This window comes from Kitasatospora sp. NPDC088548, assembly GCF_044753005.1.
Lineage (GTDB): Bacteria > Actinomycetota > Actinomycetes > Streptomycetales > Streptomycetaceae > Kitasatospora.
In genome coordinates, this window is sequence record NZ_JBIVMI010000010.1 from 16,270 (window position 1) to 28,872 (window position 12,603).

Annotated in this window: 10 protein-coding genes; 6 read left to right on the top strand and 4 right to left on the bottom strand. The window is 71.2% G+C overall.

Annotated elements, in window-relative coordinates; translation table 11 throughout:
* Nucleotides 1-136: 136 nt before the first annotated feature.
* From ACIP82_RS14930 to ACIP82_RS14955, 6 genes are all read left to right on the top strand, one after another.
* Nucleotides 137-487, top strand: coding sequence for a hypothetical protein (locus tag ACIP82_RS14930; protein ID WP_363612876.1), 351 nt, complete (start codon nt 137-139; stop codon nt 485-487).
* A gap of 157 nt (nt 488-644) precedes the next feature.
* Nucleotides 645-1,463 (top strand): hypothetical protein, encoded by an 819-nt coding sequence (locus tag ACIP82_RS14935; protein ID WP_400653669.1) that lies wholly within the window; start codon nt 645-647, stop codon nt 1,461-1,463.
* Entirely contained in the window at nt 1,453-2,730 is a 1,278-nt protein-coding gene (locus ACIP82_RS14940) for a hypothetical protein (protein ID WP_400653765.1), read from the top strand. The genes ACIP82_RS14935 and ACIP82_RS14940 overlap by 11 nt, the downstream gene beginning before the upstream one ends.
* 7 nt (nt 2,731-2,737) lie before the next feature.
* Nucleotides 2,738-4,312: an SCO6880 family protein gene (locus tag ACIP82_RS14945; protein WP_363612882.1), complete on the top strand. Its 1,575-nt coding sequence runs from the start codon at nt 2,738-2,740 to the stop codon at nt 4,310-4,312.
* 30 nt (nt 4,313-4,342) lie between these two features.
* Complete coding sequence (locus tag ACIP82_RS14950; RefSeq protein ID WP_363612884.1) at nt 4,343-5,692, top strand: ATP-binding protein; 1,350 nt, start codon at nt 4,343-4,345, stop codon at nt 5,690-5,692.
* A gap of 220 nt (nt 5,693-5,912) precedes the next feature.
* Nucleotides 5,913-7,706, top strand: a complete 1,794-nt coding sequence (locus ACIP82_RS14955; protein WP_400653670.1) for a bifunctional metallophosphatase/5'-nucleotidase — start codon at nt 5,913-5,915, stop codon at nt 7,704-7,706.
* A 69-nt stretch (nt 7,707-7,775) separates the two neighbouring features.
* Here ACIP82_RS14955 and ACIP82_RS14960 read toward each other — a convergent pair whose 3' ends face one another.
* The 4 genes from ACIP82_RS14960 to ACIP82_RS14975 form a co-directional block, all read right to left on the bottom strand.
* On the bottom strand, nt 7,776-9,329 hold the full coding sequence (locus tag ACIP82_RS14960; protein WP_400653671.1) for a sensor histidine kinase: 1,554 nt from the start codon (nt 9,327-9,329) through the stop codon (nt 7,776-7,778).
* A complete protein-coding gene (locus tag ACIP82_RS14965; RefSeq protein ID WP_363612890.1) occupies nt 9,326-10,099 on the bottom strand; it encodes a response regulator transcription factor in 774 nt (257 codons plus the stop codon). The genes ACIP82_RS14960 and ACIP82_RS14965 overlap by 4 nt, the downstream gene beginning before the upstream one ends.
* 53 nt (nt 10,100-10,152) lie before the next feature.
* Nucleotides 10,153-11,403 carry a S1C family serine protease gene (locus tag ACIP82_RS14970; RefSeq protein WP_400653672.1) on the bottom strand — a complete coding sequence of 417 codons (1,251 nt, stop codon included), beginning with the start codon at nt 11,401-11,403 and terminating at the stop codon, nt 10,153-10,155.
* Between the two features lie 125 nt (nt 11,404-11,528).
* The gene (locus ACIP82_RS14975) at nt 11,529-12,590 is read right to left on the bottom strand and encodes a LacI family DNA-binding transcriptional regulator (RefSeq protein WP_363612894.1); all 1,062 of its coding nucleotides are present in this window, start codon (nt 12,588-12,590) and stop codon (nt 11,529-11,531) included.
* Nucleotides 12,591-12,603: the final 13 nt, after the last annotated feature.

Here is a 12,603-nt window from a genome sequence, read left to right on the forward strand (position 1 = left end):
CACGTGTCCGATGCCTCACGACCAATCCGCGAGAAGCAGCCAAGTCGACGTCAGATCTGGCCAAGAATAGGTACCGACCCTTCGCGCGGACGGGGTCTGGGCCCTTGAATTTGCCTGATCGGGCGGTGAGATGGAAATGAACCTGAGCAGCGTGGACAGTATCGCGATCGGCCACCTGGCCGAAGACCCTCCTAAGAAGCCGAATATCGACACCATCATCGGCGGGATCGCCCCGGACTGGGGCCCGTTCGCGAGCCTCGGGTCGGAGGCCCGGGTGATGGTCGAGGTCGTCATGGCCGTGGCCATCCTGGCCTGCCTCGGCCTCGCCGTCTGGGGCGCGGCCAAGCAGCGGATCGGCGCCACCGCCATGCGTGACAGCTTCGGCGCCGAGCAGGGCAAGGGGCTGATCATCGCCGGGCTGACCGGCGTGTTCATCATTGGATCACTTGGCACTCTGTTCACCATTGTGTACGGCATGGCCATCTGACGATCGGACAGCAGGCGGTGCCCCCGCCTGACGTCCGTCCCGTCAGGACCTTCCGGAGCCCCCGCCGGGGGTCCACCCACCTCACCTCCCTTCCCGCCCGTCCACGGGCGGAGGGGCCCCCGGAGCCGCCCAGGCTCCCCGCACCAGGAGGGCCGCCGTGCCGTTGTCCGACGACCAGCCGCACACCCGTACGCGGCTGCCGGTCGGCGAACAGCCCTCCTCACAGGTGAGCGCTCGTCAACCGAGGCCGTTGCGAACGCTGCTGACCGTCCTGGTGGTCGTCACCCTGCTGGTGGTGGCGATCTCCATCGCCAACCGGGGCAAGGCCGACCCCGGCGCCTCCGGTACCGCCGGCCGCTCCGCCGACGGCGCCACCGCCACCGCCGGCGCGGGTCCCGGCCCCAGCGGCGAGCAGCCGGTCAGCACCACCACCAACGGCATCGCCGGCGGCTTCCCGCACACCGACCAGGGCGCGCAGTCGGCCGCCGTCAACTACGCGGTGGCCATCGGCTCCGCCGACATGTTCCGCGCCGAGAGCCGGCACACCATCGTCGCCACCATCGCCGACCCGGGCGCCGCCGCAGCCCTCCAGGCCCGCCTGGACCAGGGGTTCTCGCCCGAGACCGCAGCCAGGTTCGGAGTCGATGCGCAAGGGCGACCGCCCAAGGGGCAGACGTTCGTCAGCCGGACCATCCCGGTCGGTGCGAAGAGCAGTGCCTACAGCGAAGAGAGTGTCAAGGTCGAGGTCTGGTGCACGGGACTCTTCGGCCTCGCCGGCGAGCGATCGATCCGGCCGGTCTCGGAGGAATGGTTCACCCTGACGCTCAACCTGCGGTGGACCGGAACGGACTGGAAGCTCACTGACTTCAGTCGGGTAGCCGGCCCCGCACCTGTCCCGCCGGACCAGCAGGCTGCGACCTCTGAGGAAATCACTGGTGCTGTCGAGCAGTTCGGAGGCTTCCGCTATGCACGCTGACGGTGGTTCGGCTCGGGCAAGGCGACGTGCGGGTCGATTGGCCGGAGGGACGGCGGCAGGCCTCATCTCCGTCGTGCTGACGGCCTCACGTGCGTTCGCCGAGCCGTCGGCCGCACCGAGCCCCGGCGCGACCAACACAAGCTGCCCTGGGGTTCCGCTTCCGGGGAACGATGTCTACTGCGCTCCTGGTGGCAACGGCTCCCTTCCCGGCAGCGGGACCGTCGGGAGTGTGGCCGATCCGCTCGGGTCGTTGGCGAAGGGGTGTGCGCAGGCGGCGGCGTGGGTGGTGCGGAAGCTGTCGAGTGCGATCGACGGGACGACGCAGGTGGACTTCACCAATGCGTCGTTCCTGCAGCAGTACGCGGTGGTGTTCGCCGCCTCGACGATCATCACGTTGGTGCTCTGGCTGCTGGCGGTGACGAAGCGGGCGGTGCGCGGGGCGCCGCTGACGACGGCGATCTCGGAGGCGATCGGCTTCCTCTGGCTGACCGTGGTGGCGTCGGCGTTCACGCCGCTGATCCTGTACACGGTGGTGAGCGCGACGGACGGGCTGACCAAGGCCGTCGCGGTGGGGACGAAGTCGGACACCGGGACGTATCTGGGCGGGTTCGCCGACACCCTGGAGAAGGGTGACATGGGCGGTGGGCCGCTGATCCTGATCATCGTGTCGCTGGTGGCCGTGCTGGCCGCGGCGGTGCTCTGGATCGAGCTGCTGATCCGGGCGGCGATGCTGTACGTGGGTGCGCTGCTGGGGACCGCGGTGTACGCCGGGCTGGTGGACAAGCAGCTGTGGAAGCACGTGCGCCGCTGGGCGGGGGTGATGGTGGCGGTGGACCTGGCCAAGCCGATCATCGTCATCATCCTCGGGCTGGCCGGTGCGGTGGCGACCGGTGCCGGGGCGAACGACGACTTCGCGCGGGTGCTGTCGGGTCTGGCGATCCTGTTCCTGTCGATCTTCGCGAGCACCGCCGTCTACCGTTTCGTGCCGGGCTTCGGCGACGAGATCATGAACATGCGCTCGGCCCGGGCGAGCGCGGTCTCGGCCGGCTCGGCGATGATCAACGGCACCGCGAACCTGATGAAGCAGGGCATCAGCACCCACGGCGACCGCGGCCCGCAGGGGGCGGGCGGCGGCGGTGGGGCCGGCGGCGGTTCGGTCGCGCCGGGCATCGCCGCGCACGCCGGCCGCACCCCGGCCCCGCCGCCGCAGGGCGGGCCACCGGCCTCGGCAGCGATCCGCGACAGCAATCCAGCGAAGGGAGGGTGACGGGTAAGTGAGCAGCGAACCACTCGGCCAGTACGGCGCCCAGTACGCCCAGCCGTACGTGCACCAGCGCCGCACCTACCTGATCGGCAAGGCCCGCCCGAACGCGCCGATCGGCCGGAACCGGGAGTCCGGCGAGATCATCCTGATCATCTTCGGGGCGTTCCTCGGCATGCTCTGGGGCCTGATGATGCCCGTGCTGCCGCTGCGTATCGCGGGTCTGATCGGGCTGCCGCTGCTGGCGATCGCCGCGGTCTACGTGCCGTACCGCCGCCGGACGTTCTACAAGTGGGTGGAGATCAACCGCACCTACCGCCGGACGGTCCGCAGCGGCCGGGCGGTGTGGAAGTCGGACGCGATGGACGCCGGCACCCGGCTGGACGGGCGCGAGGTGGAGGTCGGCCCGCCGCCCGGGGTGGGCCGGCTGCGCTGGCTGGCCGCGCCGTTCGGGCCGGACGAGGTCGGGGTGCTGATGCACCTGGAGCGGCGCACGGTGACGGCGGCGATCGAGATCGAGGGTCCGGGTGTCGGCCTGCGGGACTCGGAGGACCAGGAGGCCCTGGTCGACCGGTTCGGCACGCTGCTGAAGCACGTCGCCAACGGGGACGGCTTCGTGACCAGGCTGCAGATCCTCGCCCGGACGCTGCCCGCCGACCCGGACGCACACGCCAAGGACGTGGAGCGGCGCGGGGATCACGACGCACCGCGGTGGCTGCAGGACTCGTACGACCAGTTGCAGTCGATGGTCTCGACCTCCTCCGAGCAGCACCGGGCCTACCTGGTGGCCTGCATGCACTACACCCGTGACCTGGCGGCCGAGGCGCACGCCATGGGCCGGACCGCGACCGGACGGCGGGCCCGGGACGACGAGGGGCTGGCCGCGGTGATGGCGCGCGAGCTGACCGACATCTGCGCGCGCCTCGCGGAGGCGGACATCCGGGTGCGTCAGCCGCTCGGCCAGGCCCGGCTCTCCTCGCTGCTGCACTCGATGTACGACCCGGACCACCCGATCGACCACATCCAGGCGATGTCGAAGCGCAACGCCTGGCCGGCCGAGCTGGACGCCACGCACCCGCAGTACCTGCAGGCGAAGACCAGGGAGTCGGCGACCCGGGCCCCGTGGTGCCACGCCACCGCCTGGATCAAGGAGTGGCCGCTGACCCCGGTCGGCGTCAACTTCCTGGCCCCGCTGCTGGTCCACACCCCGGACGTGATCCGGACGGTGGCGGTGACGATGGACCTGGAGCCCACCGACGTGGCCATCGAGCGGATGCTCACCGAGAAGACCAACGACGAGGCGGAGGCCAGCCGCGCGGCCAAGATGAACCGCACGGTCGACCCGCGCGACCTGGCCCACACCGGCCGGGTGGACCAGCGCGGTGACGACCTGGCGTCCGGTGCGGCCGGGGTCAACCTGGTCGGTTACATCACGGTCTCCTCGCGCAGCCCCGAGGCGCTGGCCCGCGACAAGCGGACCATCCGCGCCTCGGCCGGCAAGAGCTACCTCAAGCTGGAGTGGTGCGACCGCGAGCACCACCGGGCCTTCGTCAACACCCTCCCGTTCGCCACCGGCATCCGCCGCTGACCGGCGCACCAATCCACCAGGAGGCCGCCCATGGCGATCGGCAACCTCACCGACGCGTTCACCAGCCTGATGTTCGGCAAGGTGGAGACCACCCGTCTGCCGGTGCGTACGTCCACCGGCCAGGCGCAGGCGGTCTACCTGCCGACCGCCGCACCGGGGCTGGGCGACTCCGGCGTGATCATCGGCCGTGAGGTGTACAGCGGCAAGGGGTATGTGTACGACCCCTTCCAGCTGTACGGCCAGCAGCTGCCGGCCCCGCACTGGCTGGTGCTCGGCGAGTCCGGCAACGGCAAGTCGGCGCTGGAGAAGACGTATGTGCTGCGCCAGCTGAGGTTCCGGGACCGGCAGGTCGTGGTGCTGGACGCGCAGGGCGAGGACGGCGTCGGCGAGTGGAACCTGATCGCCAACGCGCTGGGCATAAAGTCGATCCGGCTCGACCCGATGGCGGCCCGGGACGGTGGGGTGAAGCTCAACCCGCTGGACCCGGCGATCACCACGACCGGCCAGCTGTCGCTGCTGCGCACCATCATCGAGGTGGCGATGGGGCACGGTCTGGACGAGCGGGCCGGCTTCGCGCTGAAGGCCGCGCACGCCCATGTGGTGGCGACGGTGACCGGCCGTCAGCCGGTGCTGAACGACATCATCGACACCCTGCGCAGCCCCGAGCTCTCCTCGGTGGAGTCGCTGGGCGTGGCGGTGAACGAGGTGCAGGCCTGGGGCCTGGACGTGGCGCTGGTGCTGGACCGGCTGGTCGACGGCGACCTGCGCGGCATGTTCGACGGCTCGACCACGGACGGCATCGACCTGGACGCGCCGCTGATCGTCTTCGACCTGTCGCACATCGACCGCAACTCGATCGCGATGCCGATCCTGATGGCGATCGTCGGGGTCTGGCTGGAGCACACCTGGATCAGGCCGGACCGGAAGAAGCGCATCTTCCTGGTCGAGGAGGCCTGGCACATCATCAACAGCCCGTTCGTGGCCCAGCTGTTCCAGCGGCTGCTGAAGTTCGGGCGCCGGCTCGGCCTCTCCTTCGTCGCGGTGGTCCACCACCTCTCGGACGTGGTGGACGGCGCGGCGGCCAAGGAGGCGTCGGCGATCCTGAAGATGGCCTCCACCCGGACGATCTACATGCAGAAGGCCGAGGAGGCGAGAGCCACCGGCCGGGTGCTGGGTCTGCCGCGCTGGGCGGTGGAGATCATCCCGACCCTGTCGCCGGGTATCGCGGTCTGGGATGTCAACGGCAACGTCCAGGTGGTCAAGCACATCATCACCGAGGCCGAACGGCCGCTGGTGTACACCGACCGGGCGATGACCGAGGACGCGGTGGCCGAGCGGGTCCGCGCCGAACGCCAGTTGGCGGCCGAGCCGGGCGTCTGAGCGGGTGTCGGAGAGGGCGGGGAGCCGGGCGGTCCGGGCGGGGTGAGCCGGCCGTCCGGGGCGATTGTCCGGCGACGATTCGTCAGTAGGTAACCCTGTCGTTACGTCCGGGGTCCTGACAGCTACGCGCGTTGACTCTAGGCTGCATTCGCGCAACGACATCTTCGCCCACCCGGACCTGTCCACAGCTGGGCGCTCTCTCAAGGTGCAGGGGACCCTCATGCTCACCGTCAGATCCCGACGCGCGGCGCTCGCCGTCGCGGCCGCCGCCGGCCTGCTCGGCACGGTGGTCGTGCCGACCGCCGCCCAGGCCGCGGACGCCAAGCGTCAGAAGACCGTCAACCTCCAGGTGCTGGCGATCAACGACTTCCACGGCAACCTGGAGCCCCCGGCCGGTTCGTCCGGCACCATCCAGGAGATCGACCCGGCGACCGGCCGGCCGGTCAGCACCCCGGCCGGTGGCATCGAGTACCTGGCCACCGCGCTGCGCCAGGCCCGGATCCCCGCCGACGACTCGATCACCGTCGCCGCCGGTGACATCGTCGGTGCCAGCCCGCTGACCTCGGCGCTCTTCCACGACGAGCCGACCATCGAGGCGATGGACAAGCTCGGCCTGGACGTCACCGCGGTCGGCAACCACGAGTTCGACGAGGGCGCCAAGGAGCTGCTGCGCCTTCAGAACGGCGGCTGCCACCCGGTCGACGGCTGCTACGAGAAGGGCCGCAAGTTCAAGGGCGCCAACTTCAACTACCTGGCCGCCAACGTCACCGACGAGAAGACCGGCAAGCCGGTCCTGGCCCCGTACTGGGTGACCAAGTCGCAGGGCGTGAAGATCGGCTTCATCGGCGCGACCCTGGAGGGCACGCCGAACATCGTGACCGCCGAGGGCGTCAAGGGCCTGAAGTTCGGCAACGAGGTCGCCACGATCAACAAGTACGCCGCCGAGCTGAAGAAGCAGGGCGTCAACTCGATCGTCGCGCTGATCCACGAGGGCGGCCTGCCGGCCAGCAGCACCTACAACTACGACTGCGGCACCGCCGGTCAGGGCATCTCCGGCCCGATCGTCGACATCGCCAAGAACCTGGACCCGGCGATCGGCGCCATCGTCACCGGCCACACCCACAACGCGTACGCCTGCACCATCCCCGACCCGCAGGGCGTTCCGCGTTCGGTGACCAGTGCCGCCTCCTTCGGCCGGCTCTACACCGAGATCGACCTGAAGCTCGACAAGACCACGGGCACCATCGTCCGTCCGTCGGTCAAGGCCGAGAACCACATCGTGCGCCGCACGGTCGAGAAGGCCCCGGACATGACGGCGCTGATCTCGCGCTACTCCAAGCTGGCCGCGCCGATCGCCGACCGCCCGGTCGGCTACATCGCCTCGGACATCAACGGCCGCGGCAACAGCGACCCGGAGAAGCCGCTGGGCGACCTGATCGCCGACGCGCAGCAGGAGGGTCTGGCCCCCGCCGACAAGGGCGGTGCGCAGATCGCCTTCATGAACCCCGGTGGCATCCGCTCCGACCTGGTCTACAAGGCCAGCGGCGCCGAGGGCGACGGGGTGGTGACCTACGGCGAGGCGTTCACCGTCCAGCCGTTCACCAACATGATGCAGGTCAAGACGCTGACCGGCGCCCAGCTGCTCCAGCTGCTCCAGCAGCAGGTGAGCGGCGGCAACGAGGCCTCGCCGAAGATCCTGCAGCCGTCCAGGGGCCTGGCCTACACCCTGGACATGCGCAAGAAGGGTGCGGACCGGGTGCTGGTCGACTCGGTCCGGCTGAACGGCGCGCCGATCGACCCGGCCGCCTCCTACCGGGTCGCGGCCAATGAGTTCCTGGCCAGCGGCGGCGACGGCTTCCCGGCCTTCGCGGCCGGCACCGACAAGCTGGTCGGCGCCTCGGACCTGGACGTCTTCGCCGCCTACCTCGGCGCCCACAGCTCGGCCGCGGCGCCGCTGCAGGCCCCGGCACAGGACCGCATCAAGGTCATCGGCCCGGGCGGCGGCATCGGCTGACCGTGAGCCGGAAAGGGCGGGCGGGGCGCTGTCGGGGCGCCCCGCCCGCCCTTTCGCCGTCCGCGGGCGTTACTCGGGAGCCGGGCCGCCCGGCAGCCGTACGGTCGCGAGCGCGCCCGGGCCACCGTCCCCGGCCGGGCCGAGCGACACCTCGCCACCGGCCTCGCGGACGCTCTGCGCGACGATCGACAGCCCGAGGCCGGAGCCGGGGAGCTGCCGGGAGGAGGGCGAGCGCCAGAACCGGTCGAAGACGTACTGCAGCTCGTCCGGCGGGATGCCGGGGCCGTGGTCGCGGACGGTCAGCACGCCCTGGTGGAGCCGTACTTCGACGGTGCCGCCGGGCGGGCTGTACTTGACGGCGTTGTCCAGCAGGTTGATCACCGCGCGTTCGAGGGCGGCGGCGTCGCCGTGGACGAACCAGGGCTCGGTGTCGGTCTCGAAGACCAGTCCCGGCCCGCGCAACTTGGCGCGCTCGACCGCTCGTTGAGCTATCTGGTGCAGCGCGACGACGGTGAGGTTCCGGATCGGTTTGGGGGAGTCGGGGCGGGAGAGCTGGAGCAGGTCGCCGATCAGGACGGTGAGCTCCTGCATCTGTGCCTTCATGTTGCCGAGCAGCTTGGTCCTGGTGGCGGCGGGGAGCGGACGGCCGGTGTCGTCACTGCGGATGAGGAGATCGACGTTGGTCCGGAGCGAGGTGAGCGGGGTGCGGAGCTCGTGCCCGGCGTCGGCGATCAGCCGGGTCTGGCGGTCGCGGGAGTTGGCGAGGGCGGTGCTCATGGAGTTGAACGAGGTGGAGAGACGGGCGATCTCGTCGCTGCCGCGAACCGGGATGGTGGCTCCGACCTCCTCGGTGCGGGCGATGTGCTCGACGACGTCGGTGAGGTGGTCCACGGGCCTGAGCGCGGAGCGGGCGACCAGGCGGCCGGCCGCTCCGGCGAGGATGACGCCGCCGAGGGCCACGCCGCCGAGGATGAGGGCGAGTTGGTTGAGGGACTTCTCGACCGCGTCGGTCGGAGTCGCGGTCAGGAGGACGAACCTGTTGCCCGCGTCGTCGTGGACGCCGTTCAGCCGAACCCTGGCGGGAGTGCCGTCGACGTAGCGGCCGTCACGGTAGGTGTACTTGCCCTGGGAGATGGCAAGCAGGTCGGAGGCCTTGACCTCGACGCCCTTCGGGGGCGAGACATCCGGAATGCAGATCTGCCCGTTCGGACTGTAGAGCTCGGTGGTGAACTGACCGGCCCCTCCCGCTGATCCGCCGCCGATCATATCGGGACGAATCTCCCTGGCCTTCTCCTTGGCGGCGGTTTCGGCCGCGGCCTCGGCCTTCGCGACCGAGGTGCTGCAGAATCCCAGACTGTAGGTGCGCCGGATCGGGTCGACCAGCTCAAGGGGTGGCACTTTGGCGCGGGACAGGTTCTCCTGCACCTGGTCGTAGAGCTTCTGCTCCACGATGAACCAGCAGGCCAGCGCCGAGAGGGCGATGGCGACCGCCACCGCCGCCGCCGTCAGGAAGGTCAGCCGGCTGCGCAGCGACTGGGCGCGGTACCAGCGGAGGAGGCGCTGGCGGCGGGGGATCCGGGGTGGCGCCGACGGCGGGGGCGGGAGGGGGGCCGTGCTGCTCACGCGCCGGTGCCGGCGGCCGGGCGCAGGGCGTAGCCGACGCCGCGTACGGTCTGGATGAGGCGGGGCATGCCGCCCTGCTCGGTCTTGCGGCGCAGGTACATCACGTAGACGTCCAGGGAGTTGGAGGAGGGCTCGAAGTCGAAGCCCCAGACGGCCTTGAGGATCTGTTCGCGGGTGAGGACCTGGCGGGGGTGCGAGAGGAACATCTCCAGCAGCATGAACTCGGTCCGGGTCAGCTCGACCGGCTTGCCGGCCCGGGTCACCTCCCGGGTGGCGGTGTTCATGCGCAGGTCCCCGAAGGCCATGACCTCGTTGTCCTCCTCGACGGCCGCGGCCCGGGCGGCGGCCTCGGTGGCGAGGGCGTTGCGCCGCAGCAGGGCGCGGACCCGGGCGAGCAGTTCGTCGAGCTCGAAGGGCTTGGCGAGGTAGTCGTCCGCGCCGACGTCGAGGCCGGTGACCCGGTCGCCGACGGCGTCCCGGGCGGTGAGCATCAGCACCGGGACGCTGTCGCCGCGGGAGCGCATCCGGCGGACGGCGGTGAGGCCGTCCATCCGGGGCATCATGATGTCCAGCAGGACGAGGTCGGGCTTCTCGCGTTCGACGGACTCCAGCGCCTCGTAGCCGTCGGTGGCGGTGGCGACCTCGTAGCCCTCGAAGGCGAGGCTGCTCTCCAGGGCGTCCCGGAGGGCGGGTTCGTCGTCGACCACGAGGAGCCGGGCGGTGGTGGGCCCGGACTCGGCGGGGGTGCGGTCGTCGGCGGACGGGGTCATGGGCGGTTGCCCTTTCTCGTGGTCGGAGGGCCGGGATTACTGCAATTGTCCGTCTAGATGTTCTGGCCGGCCTGCAGCTTCGGGAGTACCTGCTTGATGTCGTTGATCGGGATGGCGAAGCCGAGGCCGACGCTGCCGGCGCTGCTGCCACCGGCGGTGGAGTTGGAGCCGTTGGCCGAGTACATCGCCGAGTTGATGCCGATGACCTGTCCGCTCGCGTTGATCAGCGGCCCGCCGGAGTTGCCGGGGTTGAGCGCGGCGTCGGTCTGGAAGGCCTTGTAGGTGGTGGTGTCGCCGCTGCTCTGCGGGGTGCCGCCGCGCAGGCCGGGCAGGTTGGGGAAGCCGAAGCCGCCGTTGCCGCTGGTGCTGCTCTCGTCGACCTGGACGGTGACCTCGCGGTTCTCGGCGCTGATGATGCCCGAGGTGACGGTGCCGGTGAGGCCCTCGGGGTTGCCGATGGCGACGACCGGGTCGCCGACCGAGACGGCGGAGGAGTCGCCGAGGACGGCGGGGGCGAGGTTCCTGGCGCCGCTCGCGGTGATCACGGCGACGTCCAGGGCCTTGTCGGTGCCGGTGACGGTGGCCTGGGTGGTGGAGCCGTCCTTGAAGGTGACGGTGAGCCGGCCGCCGTCGACCGCGCCGGAGATCACGTGGTAGTTGGTGAGGATCTGGCCGTCCTTGTTGAGGACCACGCCGGTGCCGGTGGCGGTGCCGCTCGCGCCCTGCACGGTGATCTGGACGACGCTCGGTGCGACGGCGGTCGCGACGGCGGCGACGTCGGCGCTGCCGTCCGAGCGGGCGGAGACCGGGCTGGCGATGGTGGTGGTGCGGGTGCCGGAACCGTGCTCGTCGGCGGCGACGACGCCGCCGGTGACCCCGCCGAGGACGGCGGCGACCGCCGCGACGGCGGTGACCAGGGCGACCCGGCCGCGCAGCAGTCCGCGCCTGCCCCGGCCGCCGTGGCCGCCGGGGGTGCCCGGTCCGCCGGCGGCGGGCGGGGCCGGCGGCACGGGGGGCGCCGCGGGCGGGGGAGGCGGCGGGCTGTCGAAGCCGCCGCGGGAGTGGTCCTCGCGGTAGCCGTGGCCGGCGGTGCTCTCGGCGGCGGTGCTCCCGAGGACGGTGCCCGGGATGATCCGGTTCTCGTGCGGAGCCGGGTGGGCGGCGTAGGCGCCTTGGGCGGTGTCCGTGCCGTACGGCTCGTGGGGCTGGGAGGGCCGGGCCGGGTCGTACGTGCCGTAGGGGTCGTACCGGTCGTCCTGCCCGCGCTGTCCGTACTGCTCGCTGCCGTGCTGCTGATCGCTCATGTCGACCAACGTCCGCCCGCTGGATGAGGATCGGATGAGAGCGGGCTCAGAAGGGCCCGAGAAGCCCGTTGACTTCTCATAAAGCCTGGTCAGGCGGTAGATGGCGGATGCCGGGCCGGATCGCGCTATTCCGCTTCGGCGGTGGCGCCCGGGGCCGTTCCGCCGCAGCCGCAGGAACGGCGGATGACCAGGCGGGACGGGAACTTCCGGACCCGTTCGGTGTCCGAGCCCGGCACCATCAGCGAGTCGTCGAGCACCAGGTCCACGGCGGCCCGGGCCATCGCGTCGCGGTCGGAGGCGACGGTGGTCAGCGGCGGGTCGGCGAGGGCGGCCTCGGGCACGTCGTCGAAGCCGGCCACCGCGAGGTCCTCCGGCACCCGCAGGCCGAGTTCGCGGGCGGCCCGCAGCACGCCGATCGCCTGGTCGTCGGTGGAGCAGAAGATCGCGGGCGGGCGGTCGGCCGAGCGCAGCAGCCCCAGCGCGACGTCATAGGCGCCGTAGCGGTGGAAGGGCGCGTCGATCAGGTGCGGCTCGGTGGGCAGGCCGTGGGCGTCCATGGCGCGCTGCCAGCCCTCGACGTGGTCGATGACCGGGTCACCGGGGGCCGGGGATTCGACCGGGCCGCCGAAGCAGGCCACGTACGGGTGTCCGTGCACCTCCAGCAGGTGGCGGACGATGGCCTCGGCGCCGCCCACGTCGTCGGTGACCACCGCGACATCGTCGATCGCCTCGGGACGGCGGTGCAGCAGCACCACCTTCGCCCCCTCCATCGCGGCGAACTCCTCGGCGGCCCGCTGCGAGGGTCCCTGGCTGACCAGGATCAGGCCGGAGACCCGCATACCGAGGAAGGCGCGGACGTAGTGGACCTCGCGGTCGTCCACGTAGTCGGAGTTGCCGATCAGCACGAGCTTGCCGCGCTCGGAGGCGGCGCGTTCCACCGCGTGCGCCATCTCGGCGAAGAACGGCTGGCGGGCGTCGGGGACGACCATGCCGATCAGGTTGGTACGGCGGGAGGCCATCGCCTGGGCGACGCTGTTCGGCCGGTAGCCGAGCTGCTCGATCGCGGCGAGGACCTTCTCCTTGGTCGCGGGCGCGACCGGGCGCGGCCCGTTGTTGATGACGTAGCTGACGACCGCGGTCGAGGTACCAGCCAGTCGGGCTACATCGTCGCGCGTCACTTTGGCCACGGAGGGGAGTCTA